This window comes from Stenotrophomonas sp. CASM114 (assembly GCF_049384325.1).
In the GTDB taxonomy this organism is placed as follows: domain Bacteria; phylum Pseudomonadota; class Gammaproteobacteria; order Xanthomonadales; family Xanthomonadaceae; genus Stenotrophomonas; species Stenotrophomonas muris.
Genome location: NZ_JBMRGJ010000010.1, coordinates 1 through 15,447, shown reverse-complemented (window position 1 = coordinate 15,447; position 15,447 = coordinate 1). Strand labels below are relative to the sequence as shown.

At 66.9% G+C, this 15,447-nt stretch carries 16 protein-coding genes; 2 read left to right on the top strand and 14 right to left on the bottom strand.

Annotated features, from left to right (window positions below; all coding sequences use genetic code 11):
- Positions 1 to 19: 19 nt before the first annotated feature.
- Positions 20 to 934 carry an IS110-like element ISStma6 family transposase gene (locus VG566_RS11630; protein ID WP_423172672.1) on the top strand — a complete coding sequence of 305 codons (915 nt, stop codon included), beginning with the start codon at positions 20 to 22 and terminating at the stop codon, positions 932 to 934.
- A gap of 98 nt (positions 935 to 1,032) precedes the next feature.
- On the opposite strand, the gene VG566_RS11625 is transcribed toward VG566_RS11630, so the two are convergent.
- On the bottom strand, positions 1,033 to 1,962 hold the full coding sequence (locus VG566_RS11625; protein WP_164110285.1) for an oxygenase MpaB family protein: 930 nt from the start codon (positions 1,960 to 1,962) through the stop codon (positions 1,033 to 1,035).
- Positions 1,963 to 2,271: 309 nt separating this feature from the next.
- Between VG566_RS11625 and VG566_RS11620 the strand changes: the two genes are divergently transcribed.
- On the top strand, positions 2,272 to 2,886 hold the full coding sequence (locus VG566_RS11620; protein WP_014645784.1) for a hypothetical protein: 615 nt from the start codon (positions 2,272 to 2,274) through the stop codon (positions 2,884 to 2,886).
- A 39-nt stretch (positions 2,887 to 2,925) separates the two neighbouring features.
- Here the strand turns inward: VG566_RS11620 and VG566_RS11615 are convergent, their stop codons facing one another.
- The 13 genes from VG566_RS11615 to VG566_RS11555 all read right to left on the bottom strand — a co-directional run bounded on the left by VG566_RS11615 (position 2,926) and on the right by VG566_RS11555 (position 15,261).
- Positions 2,926 to 3,270, bottom strand: coding sequence for a hypothetical protein (locus VG566_RS11615; protein WP_241884917.1), 345 nt, complete (start codon positions 3,268 to 3,270; stop codon positions 2,926 to 2,928).
- A gap of 33 nt (positions 3,271 to 3,303) precedes the next feature.
- Positions 3,304 to 4,074: a LytR/AlgR family response regulator transcription factor gene (locus VG566_RS11610; RefSeq protein WP_014645782.1), complete on the bottom strand. Its 771-nt coding sequence runs from the start codon at positions 4,072 to 4,074 to the stop codon at positions 3,304 to 3,306.
- Positions 4,064 to 5,323, bottom strand: coding sequence for a sensor histidine kinase (locus tag VG566_RS11605; protein WP_049441365.1), 1,260 nt, complete (start codon positions 5,321 to 5,323; stop codon positions 4,064 to 4,066). The genes VG566_RS11610 and VG566_RS11605 overlap by 11 nt, the downstream gene beginning before the upstream one ends.
- A 174-nt stretch (positions 5,324 to 5,497) precedes the next feature.
- Entirely contained in the window at positions 5,498 to 7,147 is a 1,650-nt protein-coding gene (locus VG566_RS11600) for a M28 family metallopeptidase (protein WP_032959265.1), read from the bottom strand.
- Positions 7,148 to 7,377: 230 nt separating this feature from the next.
- Entirely contained in the window at positions 7,378 to 9,027 is a 1,650-nt protein-coding gene (locus tag VG566_RS11595; RefSeq protein ID WP_049419264.1) for a CsgG/HfaB family protein, read from the bottom strand.
- A gap of 16 nt (positions 9,028 to 9,043) precedes the next feature.
- Positions 9,044 to 9,730: a hypothetical protein gene (locus tag VG566_RS11590; RefSeq protein ID WP_241884918.1), complete on the bottom strand. Its 687-nt coding sequence runs from the start codon at positions 9,728 to 9,730 to the stop codon at positions 9,044 to 9,046.
- Between the two features lie 98 nt (positions 9,731 to 9,828).
- Entirely contained in the window at positions 9,829 to 10,929 is a 1,101-nt protein-coding gene (locus VG566_RS11585; RefSeq protein ID WP_014645777.1) for a hypothetical protein, read from the bottom strand.
- Positions 10,920 to 12,116: a hypothetical protein gene (locus VG566_RS11580; protein ID WP_241884919.1), complete on the bottom strand. Its 1,197-nt coding sequence runs from the start codon at positions 12,114 to 12,116 to the stop codon at positions 10,920 to 10,922. The genes VG566_RS11585 and VG566_RS11580 overlap by 10 nt, the downstream gene beginning before the upstream one ends.
- Positions 12,117 to 12,222: 106 nt before the next feature.
- A complete protein-coding gene (locus VG566_RS11575) occupies positions 12,223 to 13,485 on the bottom strand; it encodes a sigma-70 family RNA polymerase sigma factor (RefSeq protein ID WP_241884920.1) in 1,263 nt (420 codons plus the stop codon).
- Between the two features lie 45 nt (positions 13,486 to 13,530).
- Positions 13,531 to 13,887, bottom strand: coding sequence for a DUF1428 domain-containing protein (locus VG566_RS11570; RefSeq protein ID WP_032959272.1), 357 nt, complete (start codon positions 13,885 to 13,887; stop codon positions 13,531 to 13,533).
- Positions 13,888 to 13,910: 23 nt separating this feature from the next.
- Positions 13,911 to 14,321, bottom strand: a complete 411-nt coding sequence (locus tag VG566_RS11565) for a VOC family protein (protein ID WP_014645773.1) — start codon at positions 14,319 to 14,321, stop codon at positions 13,911 to 13,913.
- Positions 14,322 to 14,357: 36 nt separating this feature from the next.
- Positions 14,358 to 14,780 carry a VOC family protein gene (locus VG566_RS11560; RefSeq protein WP_014645772.1) on the bottom strand — a complete coding sequence of 141 codons (423 nt, stop codon included), beginning with the start codon at positions 14,778 to 14,780 and terminating at the stop codon, positions 14,358 to 14,360.
- A gap of 67 nt (positions 14,781 to 14,847) precedes the next feature.
- A complete protein-coding gene (locus VG566_RS11555; protein ID WP_134967173.1) occupies positions 14,848 to 15,261 on the bottom strand; it encodes a YciI family protein in 414 nt (137 codons plus the stop codon).
- Positions 15,262 to 15,447 lie beyond the last annotated feature (186 nt).

Below are 15,447 nucleotides of genomic sequence, written 5' to 3'. Positions count from 1 at the left end.
AGCCTAGCGGAGTTCTGCCATGTTTGGGATCGGGATTGATGTGAGCAAAGCCACGCTGGATGTGGCCGTCCATGGAGAGCAGTTTCGCCAATTCAGCAACGACAAGCGCGGCTTTGTACGCTTAATTCGGTGGCTGAAGACGTGGCCGATCAAGCAGGTCGTTCTTGAGGCAAGCGGGGGTTACGAGCGTGCTGCTCTGGATATATTGCACGCCGCCGGCCTGCCGATGGTGCGAATCAATCCGGCGCGTGCACGGCGATTTGCCCAAGGCACAGGCCGTGCCGCAAAGACCGATCGGCTCGATGCGACAGTGCTGGCGCAGATGGCCCATTTGTTACCGCTGACCCGCTACGTACCGCCTGCCCCTTGGCAGCAGCGTCTGGCTGAATTTGCGCAATGCCGCAGGCATCTGGTGCAGATGCGGGTCAGTGAGATGCAGCGCTTGCGGCGATTGGTCGATCCGGATCTGATTGCGATGAAGCAACGCCATATAGCTCAGCTATCTGACGACCTGAAGCAACTGGACAAAGCTATTGCCGAGCAGCTTGAGGGACAGCCTGGCTGGAAGAACATCGGCGCGCTCAAAGGCGTCGGCCCCATCCTGATCAGCACACTGGCCAGCGAGTTGCCCGAACTGGGCAGCTTGGGAAGCAAAGCCATAGCGTCGCTGGTGGGGCTGGCCCCGATGAACCGCGAAAGTGGCACCTGGCAGGGCCAACGGCGGATCAGTGGTGGGCGCGCGGTGGTACGCGAAGCCCTTTACATGGCGGCCCTGACGGCCATCCGGTACGAGCCAAGACTGCGCACGTTTTACGCTGGCCTGAAGGCCAAAGGCAAAGCGAGCAAGGTGGCGCTCGTGGCGGTCATGCGCAAAATGCTGGTGATCCTAAACGCCCGTAAGCGGGACGCCGAGGTGGCCCTCGGCTGCCCCTGACAAGACAGTTGCTACTTCGGCATCCGCGCGGGTAGAGGCCAACCTTGGTTGGCGCTCCTGCGGCACCGCGCGCAACGCGTGCCAACCAAGGTTGGCACCTACCGGGGAACGGCGGGCCACTCGCGCAGCACCGACACCGGCACGCCCATGCGCGCACAGGCGCGGCTGGCCAGGCCATCAGGCAACGCACGGCGGAACAGCGGCGCCATGCCCTGCATCAGCTTCGCCGACGCGGCGGCCTGCGCGCGCTGACGGCCACTGCGTTCAAGCATGCCTTCGGCCCAGTCCGGCAGCAGTGCCGCGCCTGCACCCAGGAACACTTCGCGCGACAGCCCCGGCACCGGTACCGGCAGGCGCACGCCGGACAGCACCTCCAGCACCTCGCGCGAGCGCTCGTCGACGCGCAGCTCCGGCTGCCGCGCACAGAAGTACGCCGCCACTTCCGCTTCGCTGCGCGGCACGTCCACCGCACCCAGTGCCTCGGCCACGCAGCGGTACTCATCGTAGTAACGGTCGGCGATGTGTGCCGGCACCTCCCGTCCGTACCGGCGGAAGCCCTGAAGGAACCCGAACGCCTCGGTCACATGCACCCAGGTCAGCAGCTGCGGATCATCGGCGGCGTAGGGTTCGCCCTGTGCGGTCTGGCCGCGGATCCGTGCATGGATGCGGCGCACCTTGGCCACCAGCGCCTCCACCTCGCCGGTGGGCGCATAGCTGGTACCGGCAACGAACGCGGTGGTGCGACGCAGGCGACCCACCAGGTCCTGGCGGAAATTGGAGTGATCGTAGACCCCGGCCAGCGCGCGCGGATGCAGGGTCTGCAGCATCAGCGCGCACAGGCCACCGGCCAGCATCGAGGGGAACTCGGCGTGCAGGCGCCAGGTCACGCTGTCGGGTCCAAACCAACCCGGGTCACCCAGCGGCTGGTCGTAATCGATGCCGCTCTGGCCACGGGGGAAGGCCTCCAGCACCCAGCGCCGGATCGGCGCGGTGACGGGGCGGGAGAGTCGCTGCAGCAGAGCCGGCATCACTGGTCCAGGAAAAGCGAAAGAATGGCCGCAAGTTGCGCGGTCGGCCCCGATTCTGGGCGATCACGATGCCGGCGGCGAGTCTTCGTACTCAGCCACGGTTTCATGTGCGGCCGCAGCACATTTCACCCTGCGACATCCTGTCGCAGGCAGCGCCTTCGATGCTGCGGTGCAACAACATTCACCGATTCAGGGAAAGCCCTTGCGCAGCTTGGCATTGCGCCCATTGCACGGCTCGCTGGAAGTGCTAGAACTGGAACCGCCACACCGTCCAATGCTGATCGACGCACGTTCCACAAGGAGCCAGCCATGATTGCTTTGTTCAAGGGTTTGGGAATTCTGCTTCGCGACAACGAGCTCTACAGCAGCCCGTTCGATAAACAGGTCGCGCATTGGCGCAATCTCAGCGAGCAGCAGATCCGCGATGAAGTCGCGGTGCTGGCCCAGGCCAAGTGCCAATGGCTTATCGCCTCGATCGTCGGCTGGCAGGCAGCCTCGCTGCTGATTCTTGGCCTGATCGCCAACTACCTCTGGCGCGACGACTTCCATATCACGTTCACCCGCGTGGTAGTCGTGTTCGGTTCGTGGGTCTCGATCCTGTTCGTGATCTGGTTCATGGCCAACATGTTCGATCAGCAGGCCGGTTTCGAGCGCTGGATGAAGGCGTTCAACAGTCGCGCACGCATCAGCTCCAAGGCCGACAGCGTCGAGCACGTGGCCGAGGCACTGGACCTGGCCGAGCATTACCCGGAAGTGCTCGATTACAAGCAGGCGGTCACCGCCAAGCGCGAGCTGCGCCACGAGGACATCCGCATCATGACCGAGATCGGGCGCATGAAGCAGCACTCCGAACTGGTCGGCCGCCTCAACCACGTGGGCGAGAACGAGCACCACCACGACCTGACACTCCAGCCTGCCTACTGACCCTTCAGGGAAGCGGGGGGAGCCACAATGCCACCGTGATCACTCACGGTGGCACTGTTCTTTCCGATCCTCGCTGACGCACTGGGCGAAGCCCTTCGGCAGGCCCCTGAACTCCCGGGTCGTGCCGGCCGCCAACGCGAACGACCGTATCGGCGCTTTCGCACAGGCGGCATCAGGACGACAGGCCGGGTCCAGCACCAGGTAATGGCACTGGCCGCTGCGGCTGGCCATGCACTGGAAACGCGCCACGCCGTCCACTACCGTGCGCTTGCTGTACAGCGTGTCCACGCCATTGGCAGTGGTGCGGGTGATCGCGGTTTCAGTGGACTTCCGGCAACCGGCAAGCGCCAATGCGGCGAAGCCGACAAGCAGGAAAAAACGCATGCAATGCTCCTGGTGACAGAGGCTGCGGCGCGGCTACATGCCGCGGAACAGGCTCATGAACGGTTGGCTGACCACCAGCGTCTCCGTGCGCCCGCGCAGGCGCAGCACGCCGCGCCCGGTATCGTCGCGGCTCACCGCTGCCACCGCCTTCATGTTAACGATGGTGGAGCGGTGGATCTGGCGGAAGTGCTGCGGGTCGAGCACTTCCAGCAGTTCGCGCAACGGTGTGCGCAGCAGGCTCTCGCCGGCAGCGGTGACCACGGTGGTGTACTTGTTGTCGGCACGGAAGTAGGCCACATCTTCCAGCATGATCAGCTGCGTCTCGCGGCCGTTGCTGGCGGTGATCCAGGCCAGTGGCGGGCGCTCCGCTGCGCCCTGCGACGGGCCCAGCCGCTGCAGCAGGCGCTCAAGCACGGCATCGTCCTGGCGCGTCGATGGCAGCCGCGACAGGATGCGCTCGCGGGTGGCCAGCAGGCGCTCGTCACTGACCGGCTTCAACAGGTAGTCCATCGCGCCCTGCTCGAACGCATCGATGGCGTACTGGTCGTAGGCGGTGACGAATACCACCTGGGTGCGCGGGCTCAGCTCGGACAGCGAGCGCGCGACCTCGATGCCGCTGATGCCGGGCATGCGGATGTCGAGGAACGCGATGTCCGGCTGCGTCTCGGCCAGCTGCTCCAGCGCGCTGGCACCGTCCTCGCACTCGGCCACCAGCTTCAGCTCCGGCCACAGCCGGCCCAGCTGTTCCACCAGTGACTGCCGCAGCAGTTCTTCGTCTTCGGCGATCAGGGCTTCAAGCGGCATGGCTGCGCTCCTTGTGCGACTGCGGCAGGGTCATGGTCGCGGCCACGCCGCTGGGGAAGTTGGCAACGATCGCCACGCCGGCCTGCTCGCCGCAGGTCAGGCGCAGGCGCTCGCGCAGATTCTTCAGGCCGATGCCGGTACCGCTGGTGCCCTGGCCGAAGCCAAGCCCATCGTCGGCCACGGTCACGGTCACGTGGTCATCGAAGCCGCGCGCCAGTATCCAGATCGTGCCACCGCCGGGCTTGGGTTCCAGGCCGTGCTTGATCGCGTTCTCCACCAGCGTCTGCAGTGCCATCGCCGGCAGGTGCACGCCGTGCAGTTCGTTCGGTACCTGCATTTCCACCGCCAGGCGGGCGCCCATACGGATGCGCAGGATTTCCAGGTACGCGCGGGTGCGGTCCAGCTCCACGCCCAGCGTGGATACCGATTCGTCCACCTGCGGCAACGAGCTGCGCAGGTATTGAATGAGGTGGCCGAGCATCTGTTCGGCACGCGCCGGATCGGTGCGGGTCAGTACCTGCGCGTTGGCCAGCGTGTTGTAGAGGAAGTGCGGTTCCACCTGCGCATGCAACAGGTTCAAGCGTGCCACCGACAGCTCCTTTTCCACCTGGGTCTGTTCGGCCGCAGCCTGTTCGTCGCGGCGCTGGTCGGCGACGCGGCGGCTGATCGCACGGGTGACTGCTTCGGCGTTCTCGTAGTTGCTGCCTTCGTCCAGCGCCAGCAGGTCGGCCCACCAGCCGGCATCGGGTTCGAACAGCAGGGTGACGGTGCTGGTGCCCTGCCCCGGCGTGACCGTGGCCAGCACGCTGTTGCGCTTGATGGCCAGCCGCGCCGGCAGGTTCCAGCGCGAGGGCTGGCGGCCGTTCCAGAGGTCGACCCGGCGCACATAGGCGCGCACCTGCAGGCTGCCGGCCGAGCTTTCCACGTCTTCGACGCGCGGTAGTTCGGAAATCGCCGCCTCCACCACCGAGAAGGCGTGGCCCGCGTCCATCGGCAGTTCGATCTGGCGGCGCTGGCGGCCGGACAGGGTGGTGGCATCCAGGCGACCGGCCACCAGCCAGACCCGGCGGATGTGGGTGATGGCACTGCCCAGCGCGGAAATGATCAGGAACATCGCCAGCAGCCCGAAGATCCAGCCCGGGCCATCGTTCATGCCGCTGAAGATGCCGCTCCAGACCATGCCGGCGACAACCAGCGCGGCAGCCCAGGCCAGCAGGTGGCGGATCAGGAGAGAGAGGCTGGCGAACACGGCGGCGCCTTGAGGAAGGGGGTGAGCCGAGCATAAGGCGGCCCGCCGGGCAAGCAAGCAGGCTGCGACGAAGGCCGGGAAAGTTGGGATGGAAGCCGTTATGGAAACGCCGGGCACGGCCCGGCGTTTCCGGGGGCGGCAATGCCGGCCAGCGGCCGGCACTACCGGACGCCGTTATTTGCGCTGGTCGGCGCTGGCGTCACGCACGGCGCGGAACGCCTCGTCCTTGCTCCAGTTCGGCCAATCGCGGGAATTGGCCAGCTGGTTGCCCAGCGTGTACAGCACTTCCAGGTCGCGCGCGGCACCGGCAAACACCCAGTCCGGCTGCCACTCGTCGCCCTGCTGGTGATAGCGCTTGGCGGTGTAGTCCTCGGAGGCCTTCCTGCCTGCGGCCACGCCACCGTCCACCCAGTCCTGGCCGGCCGACCAGGACAGCGCCGGCACGCCACGCTTGGCGAACGGGAAGTGGTCGGAGCGGAAGAACAGGCCCGCTTCCGGCTTCGGGTCCGGCGTGTAGCGGATATCCCAGCCCTTGGCCACGTCCTTCAGCTGGTCCAGCAGCTCGAAGCGCGCGGCACCGTAGATGCCGAAGTCACGCGACGGGCCGAACGGCGCCATGCCGTCCATGTTGATCACGGCCACGGTCTTTTCCAGCGGATATAGCGGATGGGTGGCGTAGTACTCAGAACCCAGCAGGCCCTTTTCCTCGGCGGTGACCGCCAGGAACAGCAGCGAGCGCTGCGGGCGCTTCTCCTTGGCGAAGCCACGGGCCAGCTCGACCAGCGAGGCGGTGCCGCTGGCGTTGTCCAGCGCGCCGTTGAAGATGCGGTCACCGCGCGCGTCCGGCTCGCCCACGCCGATGTGGTCCCAGTGCGCGCTGTAGATGATGGTCTCGTCCGGATGGCGGCTGCCTTCCAGGCGCGCGGCCACGTTGTGCGAGGTGATCACTTCGGTCTTCACCGCGTACTTCGCGTCCAGGCTGGCGCCGGTCAGCGGCACCGGGGTGAAGTCGCGCTGCTGCGCCTTCTTCTTCAGTGCCTCGAAATCCTGCCCGGCCGAGCGGAACAGCTCCACGGCAAGGTCGCGCTGGATCCAGCCTTCCAGCAGCGGGTGGCTTTCTGCCGGGTTGTCACGCACCACGTCGAACATGGTGTTGGTGTTGGAGCCGGCCACGGTGGCCCAGCCATACGACGCCGGTGCGGTCTCGTGCACGATCAGCACGCCCAGCGCACCCTGACGGGCGCCTTCCTCGTACTTGTAGGTCCAACGGCCGTAATAGGTCATGCCCTTGCCGTCGAAATCACCCTGGCCGGTTTCGAAGTCCGGGTCGTTGATCAGCACCACGGCGATCTTGCCCTTCAGGTCCACGCCCTTGAAGTCGTCCCAGTTGCGCTCCGGTGCCTTCACGCCGTAGCCGAGAAACACCAGCGGGGCCTTGCTGATGTCGACGCTGCTGGCGCCGTTCATGGCGGCGCGCACGGCGATCTGCTTGCCCTGCTCCAGCGGCAGGGTCTTGCCGCCCTGGTGCAGCGCCAGCTGCGGTGCGCCGACGATGTCGCCCTTGCGCAGCGGCACGGCCTGGGTCCACAGGCGCTTGCCGTCCTTGAGGTCGCCGCCCGGCTGCAGGCCGGCGTCGGCAAACTGCCTGCTGAGGTAGGCGATGGTCTTTTCTTCGCCGGCGGTGGCCGGCGAGCGGCCTTCGTAGGCGTCGGAGGCCAGTTCCTTGACGTCGGCGGAGATCCGCGCGCCATCGAATTTCGGGGTGGCCGCCATCAGTGCGCTCGACACCGACAGGGCCAGCACGCCCAGTACCACTCGTTTCATTGCTCTCTCCAGCAGGGAAATCCTTCTGGAGTGTAATGGGATTCGCCAGGGCTGCGCCCTGCACCTGCCGAAACAACGGCAACAGCCGAAGCAACAGCAAAAGCTGGTTTCCTGAGGGTAGGCGGGGTCCCACTGCTGTTGGTGGGTGTCGACCTCGGTCGACACGCACGGAAACACGAAGGGGTCAGATCCTTTTCCCGCCGGAAAAGGAATCTGACCCCCTCAGGGTGTTACCAGTTCGGGTCTTCGGCCGGGGCGGCAGCGGGCTTGGGCTTCGGCTTGGCCGCCGGGCGTGCGGCGGCGGCGGGAGCGGCCGAGGCAGTCGCACCTGCGGCGGCGGCCGGCTTGCTGCCCAGCTTCTGGCGCAGTTCGATCTGGCCCGGGCGGAAACCGCCGCGCATCGCGTCGACGCCGTCTTCGATGGTGCCGTACGAGGTCTGTGCGGCCACGCGGTCGATGCGGATGGTGCAGCACGGGTGTTCACTGCGGCCCAGCGAGCGGCCGGTCTGCGGGTCCTTCAGTTCCTCGCCCAGGCGCACGGCCTGCCAGCGCTGGCCGGCCTGCAGGGTTTCGCCACCCTGGCTCAGCACCACCTGGTCACCGTCCACAGAAACCACCGACACCGGGAACAGCGTGGTGACGATGGTGGTACCGATCTGGCCCGACAGCGATTCCATCATCGCCGCGGCCATGTTGCGGCCGTTGACCACGCGGGGCAGGGTGCTCGGGCCGGTCGAGGCCAGCTGGTGGTCGAAGCTGTCGGACATCACCACCTGGCCGGTGGTGGCGTTGACCAGGCGCAGGGTGATGCGGCCGCCACCGGAGTACGAGGTCACCTGGCGGTCGGACATGCGCAGGTTGCGCACGCTGCGCGGGTACTCGAAGCGTTCGATGGTCGGTATCAGGATCAGGTCGGTCGCCAGCTGCTGGCCGACGCGTGCGGTGTCCTGCAGGCGTACGTTGCCGCTGTTGATATGGTCGATCTCGGCCTGCAGTTCGTCGCCGAACTCGCGATCCAGCACGATGAAGCGCTGGGTCTGGGTCAGCGTGTCGGACAGGCGCGCGCGGATCGCGTCGGCCACTTCATCGGCACTCACGCGGCCATCGCCCACGGCATAGCTGCCGGCCTTGGTGCGCGGCAGCGCGACCACGATCTTCGGCTTGCCCTGCTCGTCCGGTGCGCGGTACTGGGCAATCTGTGCACGCACGCGCACCTTCCAGTAGCTGCGCATGCTGCGGTGGGTCACATCCGAATCGAACGAGCTTGCGCCACGCTTGGCATCGACGCTGACCTTCTCGTCGTAGCTCTCCTTGACGCTGGCCGAGGCTCCGCCGCCCTTGGCCGTGGCCTCGCCGGACGCGCTGGCAGAGGCCGAACCCTTGAAGCTCCAGCCTTCGTCGCTGGCGCGCACGCGCGCGATGGTTTCTTCATCCAGCTGCCGCACTTCGTCCTGCGACAGGATTTCATAGCCCAGCACCGCGCCCTGCGAGCCGGCGATCATCTGCTGGGTGAACGCGTCGGCGCGGATATCGCCGACGTGTTCGTCATCCACATCCACATGCAGGCCTGCACGCAGGCGCTGCATCTGGCTGGCCACGCGTACGCCGTTGACCTGCGCCACCGCCGACTGCAACGCCGCCAGCACCGCCAGTTCCGGGGTGCTGCCGATGCCGTCGGCCTCGCGCGCGACCTGGGTGGTGCCGCCGAAATCCGGCGTGCCACGCAGGGGCGCTGCTTCCACTGGCGCATTGCTGGCCAGTGCACTGGTTGCCTTGTCCTTGGCAGGTGCGGGCGCTTCGGCCGGGGTGTCCTGCTTGCCACAGGCTGCAAGCAGCGCGGCAGCCAGGCCCAGGCCGATCAAACGGGAGGTCGTACGCATGGGGATTCGCCTCGGATCAGTTCATCTTGTCCAGCTGGCCCAGCATCGAGTCGGCGTTGGACGGCACCTTGACCTTTCTCTTCTTGGCGAAGGTCACAGCCGACTTGGTCGAACCGTACAGGCCCTGGATGAAGCCCGGCGATTCCTTGGCCACCCATGCACCAGCGGCCAGCTTGCGGCCGACGGTAGCCATCTGGGTGGCGCCCAGGTTCTTCATGCCGGCGGTGAAGTTGCTGGCTTCGCCACCGAGCTTCTGCGCTTCGGCAGCCGAGGACAGCAGCGAGACCAGGCCTTCGGCGTAGTGCTGCTTGGATTCAGCGTTCAGCTCCGGCTGCGCGGCCTGGCGCTCGTCGATCGCGGCCTGGGCGGCTTCGCTGACCGACACCGACTTCTTCATCGCATCGACGCTGACCGAACCCGACGACAGCGCCTGGCGCTCGGCTTCCAGCAGCTGCACCTGCTCGGCCAGGCCGAAGGCACGGGCGAACGAGGTCTGGGCCTGCAGCGAGTGCGACTGCGAGCTGACGAAACGACGCACCAGCGCTTCCTGCGCGGCTTCGTCCGGGGCAGCGGCGCTGGAGGTGCTGCTGGAGGAGCCGGTGGAGCCACCGGCCAGGTCCTTCAGCTTGCCCAGGCCGGCATGGGCCGGCATCGACAGGGTGGCGGCCGCGATGGCCAGGGCAAGAGCGGTATTGCGGATCATGTGAGAGTCCTTTGGAAGAAACGGCCGCGTGCGGCACGTGGGGAATCGGTAACCCAGGGGCGATGCCGAGCGAGCTCGGCACCCAACGGGGCGGCGGATCAGCGGACCGCCTTGACGTTCAGTTCGTTGATCATCTGCTGGGCGGCCTTTTCGGCAGCCAGCTGCAGGGCATTGGTACGGGCCACGGTTTCATTCGGGCCGGTGCCGGAGAACTGCACCGGGCCGACCGACGACACGGTGCGCGGGAAACGACCGGTCACGTCCAGCACCTTGCCGGTGACAGTGACGAACACGCGGGTGTTGCCGCTGGCCGGATCGCGGTCACGCATGCCGACGTCGAGGGTGCCGACGGCGATGTACGGGATGTTGGCCGCACGGATGCCATTGGCGGTGTCGCGCAGGGTGGCCGGGGCCAGGTCGTTGCCGGTGCTGAAGTCCTTGCGGATGCGCTCGATGCTGAGCAGGCCGCGCGACTCGCCTTCCACGTACTCGGCTTCAACCACCTCGTAGCCGGCGGCGCTGAAGGCACCGGTCATCGCGGTGTTGACTTCGGCGGCGTTGGCCACCTTCCAGGTGATGTTGTCGGCGCGCGCGGTGGTGCTGCCGCCGCTGGTGACCGACACCGAACCGTTCTGGTTGATGCTGCCGTTGGTGCTGACCGAGTTGCCGCGGAAGCTGTCGCCTTCACGGGTGTTCTCGCTGTAGCTGCTGCTGGCGTCGACGCGGCGGTATTCCTTGTCCTGGAACGACTGCACGGTGTCCTGCGAGCGCGCCATGAACAGGAAGGTCAGCAGCGAGCGCTGCGCAGCGGTGGCGCCGGCCACGGCCGAACCCGCATCCAGCTTGGTCTGCAGCAGGGTGGTGTTGATCTCGGCGCGGACGGTGACGCTGTAGGTCTTGGCCTTCTTGTCTTCGGTGTCCGACAGCTGCACGGCGCTGAGCACGTAGCGGTCGATCTCGCCGATGAACTCGGCGCGGCGCGCCTCGAACAGGCGCAGCTTGGCCGCACCGGTTTCGGCGATGTACGCCTCCAGGGCATTGACCTTGGCCTTGTTCAGGGCCTGGGCACGGGTATCGGCGCTCAGGCGCAGGCCGTAGCTGGCCGAGCCGGTACCGCGCGAACTCGCGGTCTGCGCAGCGACCGGCGAGGCCACCGCCAGCGCGATGAGGATGAGCAGGATGGTACGCATCAACGACATGACTTGATCAACTCCTGGAGGGCTTGGGTCTGCTGCTGCAACGGGCGGCCGCCCGGCTTCTGTTCGTCCAGCCAGGCGCGCGAATCGGCACGCTTGGCGGCGGCGCCGGCGAAGGCGTCGAAGCCGGCCAGCAGGGTTTCGTAGCTGGCCGACCACTGGTCGACCTGCCACTGCGTGACCGGCACCACCTTGGTGGCCCCCTTGCGCAGCGGCTGTTCGAAATAGACCTTGCCCGAGAACGGCTCGCTCACCTTGGCGGTGAAGAAGGCGCCGAACAGCATCGTCTTCATCGCCGGGGTTTCCTCGATCACGCCGTTCTTCAGTGCATCGACCTGCAGCTGGATGACGTAGTCGGGTTCGGGAATCTTCAACTGGTAGACCTTGCCGTCGGCAAAGCGGGCGGCCATCGCACCGCCGATCGCCTGGCCCGAGGCCGGCGGCAGCAGGCCAACGCCGGTGTTGGACGACAGCGTCTTGGACAGTTCGTGCGCAAGCGTGGCACGCAGCGGTGCTTCCCACTTCGGATCGGGCAGCTTGGCGCGTGCCGCGTCGGACAGGGTCACCCCGCCCACCTGCAGGCGACGCACGGCGGCATCGGGCAACCGGGCCTGCGTCAGGCTGGCCGCCAGTACCTGCGACAGGCTGGTATCGGCACCGCCGTACAGCAGATCGGCGACGATCGCGTCGATATCGTCGTTGTCCGGACGGTAGTCCTGCACGTCGATGCGCTGCAGGGTGAGCGGATAGGAGGCGATCACCTGGCGCTCGCGGAAGTCGAAGAACAACGCCTGCAGCGCCACTTCCACCAGCACCTTGTACTGGTCGCCGATCGGTTCGACCGAGACCAGCTCGCGATCCAGCGCAGCGGCCAGCACGGTGGCACTGGTGGTGCCGTCGAGCATCGCCACCGGCTGGTCGATCAGCTCCAGGTGGGCCGGTGCGTGGCGCTTGAGCGACTGTGCCAGCGTCTGGTTCAGCGGGACCAGCCCACGCCGTTCCAGCACCGCGTGCGCATGCGGGGTGGTCGCCTGCACGGCGGCGGCGTCAGCGGTATAGGCAAAACCGGCCCAATAGGCCTGCTGTGATTTGTCCGCAGCCTGCACGGCCATCGGCCATACGGCCACGCACAGGGCACAGGCAAGCAGGCGCGCAAAAGCGCGCGATGCGCTCTTCGTCCTTGAATACATCCAACCGCTCCTCGGTCAATACGCACGGATCGCGGACGCTGATGCGTCCGCTGGGCGCGAAACATAGCCGCTCAGGCGGCCGGCGACAAGTGCTGCCTTTGTCGGCTCAGTCCGTGGGGGGCAGGCCCGCCCGTTGCCGCAGCAGTCCGCGCTCGGCCTGGTTCTGGCTGAGCCGAGCGGCCTGGCCAAAAGCGTCACGTGCGTCCTGCTCACGCCCCAGTGCCTGCAGCAGCTCGCCGCGCACCACCTGCAGCGGCGCATAGTCGCGCAGGCGCGCGTCGACCAGCAGGGGCTGCAGCTGCGCCCACGCGGCGAACGGGCCTTCGCTGCGCAGGATCGCCACCACCCGGTTCAATGCCACCACCGGCGAAGGTTGCACCTGCAGCAGCTGTGCATAGAGCGCGGCGATACGCGGCCAGTCGGTCGCGTCGGCGCGCCGCGCAGCCGCATGGCAGGCCGCGATGCGCGCCTGCAGCACATACGGATCCTGGTCGCCACCGATGGCCAACGCGCGCGCCAGCACCTGCTGCCCGCGGTCGATCTGCAGCCAGTCCCAGCGCGCGCGGTTCTGCTGGTCCAGCAGCACCGGCGCGCCCTGCGCGTCCACCCGTGCCGCTGCGCGCGAGGCCTGCAGTTCCATCAGCGCCAGCAGGCCCAGTACCGGCGGCACCGGCAACCGATGCGCCAGGATGCGGGCCAGCCGCAGCGCTTCCTCGCACAGCGCCGGGCGCATCCAGTCATCACCGGCGCTGGCGGCGTAGCCTTCGTTGAACACCAGATAGATCGCTTCCAGCACCGAGGCCAGGCGATCCGGCATCGCGTCCGCGCGTGGCACTTCATAGGGCACCTGCTTCTGAGCCAGCGTGCGCTTGGCGCGCACGATGCGCTGGGCGATGGTCGGCTCCGGCTGCAGGAACGCACGTGCAATCTCGACGGTGGTCAGGCCACCGAGCAGGCGCAGGGTCAGTGCCACCCGCGCATCGGCCGGCAGCACGGGATGGCAGGCCACGAACATCAGCCGCAGCAGGTCATCGCCCAGGTCGTCCTCCAGTGCCCGGCTGTCATCCGGCGCCGGCAGTGCCGCCGGATGCAGTTCCTCGCCCCACTGCGCATGCTGCTGCGCCACCCGCTGGTGCTGGCGCAGCACATCGATGGCACGGTTGCGCGCGGTGGTCATCAGCCAGGCTCCGGGGTTGTCCGGGATACCCTGCTCCGGCCAACGCTCCAGCGCGGCCAGCCAGGTGTCCTGGGCCAGCTCCTCGGCACGGCCGACATCGCCACCGAGCAGCCGCGCCAGGCGCGCAATCAGCACTGGCGACTCCATCCGCCAGAGGGTTTCCAGACGCTGCGTCAGTGCGTGCTCGAGCATGCGCCGATCACAGCACGCACGCCCGGCCCGCACAAGCGCCGCAGCTCACGCTTCAACAATCGGCTTGAAGCCACCCCAGAACATGCGCCGGGTATCGAACGGCATGTCCTTCGGGCCCAGCGACGCCAGCCGCGGGTCGGCCATCACCTTTGCGTTGATGCGGTCGCGTGCCGCGCGCGAGCGGAACACCACGAAGGCGACGATCACCGTCTCGCCCGGTTTCGCCTTGACCGCGCGCGGGAAGGAGGTGCTCTTGCCCGGCGCCACATCGTCGGCCACGCATTCCATGTACTGCAGCGCGCCGTGGTCCTTCCACACCGCACCGGCCTTGCGGGCAAGGCGACGGTAGGCCGCCACCTTGTCCTGCGGGCACGGCAGCACGTAAGCGTCCACGTAAGCCATGCGGGTTCTCCCTGCGGCGGCCGTCAGCCCGGCTCGCCGTCCATGTGTGCGATTTCCCAGAGATGGCCATCCAGGTCCTGGAAGCCACGCTGGTACATGAAACCGTAGTCGCGCGCGGGCTGCGGTTCACTGGCGCCGGCCGCCAGAGCCTTGTCCACCATCACGTCCACCGCCTTGCGGCTGTCCGCCGACAGGCAGGTGATCACCTCGGTCTGGCTGCGTGCGTCGGCGATCGGCTTGGTGGTGAACTGCTTGAAGAACGGCTGGGTCAGCAGCATCACGAAGATGCTCTCGCTGATCACCATGCAGGCGGCATCGTCATTGGTGAAGGTCGGGTTGAAGCTGTAGCCCAGCGCTGCGAAAAAGGTCTTGGACGCGTTCAGATCCTGCACGGGCAGGTTGACGAAGATCATCTGCGGTTGCGGTGCACTCATCGGTGAAGCTCCTTGGGGATGAAAGAAGGAGAGGAATCAGGGCTGCTTCATGCAGTTGACCATCCACGGCTTGCCGTAGCGGTCGACCAGCATGCCCCAGCGGTGCGCCCAGAACGTTTCGGCGATCGGCATCTGCACCTGGCCCCCCTCGGCCAGCGCGGCAAACACGCGTTCGGCTTCTTCGATGCTGTCGACATCAACATTGATGGTGGTCGAGCCACCCTCGCCGCCGCCGGGGCCGTCGGCCGCCATCACGATGGCGTTGCCGATCTCCAGCTGGCTGTGGGCGACGTGGTCCAGGGTTTCCGGCGGCATCTCGTTGCAGCCCGGCGAGCCATCGGAGGGCGGCATGTCGCGGTATTTCATTTCCGAAGTGACCTGGCCACCGAGTGCCTTGGCGTAGAACGCCATCGCCTCGTGGGCCTGGCCGCTGAAGCCGAGGAAGGGAATCAGTCTCATGGCAATACTCCGTGATGTGGTTCAGGGCGGTAGCGCCGGGTCGTGCCCGGCGTGGAGATGAATCGGGTCAACCTTCCAGCTGTGCACGCAGACGCTGTTCCTGCTGCTGTAATTCGGGGGTGAAGGCTTCACCGAAGTCTTCAGCGGAGATCAGGGGACGCAGTTCGAGCGTGCCGCCACTGCCGAACGGTGCGCGGCTGGCCCATTCAACCGCTTCGTCCAGCGACCGCACCTCCCACAGCCAGAAGCCGGCGATCTGTTCACTGGCAGGACCGAACGGACCGGCCTCGACCTGGGGTGCCCCGCCGCTGAAGTGAATGCGACGGCCGCGCTGGGTGGCGTGCAGGCCTTCACCGGCCAGCATGATGCCGGCGGCCACCAGTTGTTCGTTGAAGGCGCCCATTTCGGACAATTCCTGTTCGCTGGGCATGCGGCCGGCTTCGGAGTCGGCGTTGGCCTTCACGATCACCATCACTTTCATTGCGGTCTCCCGTGGGGACGCGTGGTGCGTGCCCTTCATTGGGTACAACGAACCAGGGGGCTGGGAATCGACACGTCCTCTGAAAATTATTTCTTCCGTGGAAAGCGCGCCTTCGGCGGAGGTCGGCGAACGGCGGAGCCCCTCCGTGGTGGGTTTGGGTTGGTCGCTGAAAGCTGGTTTTCTGGG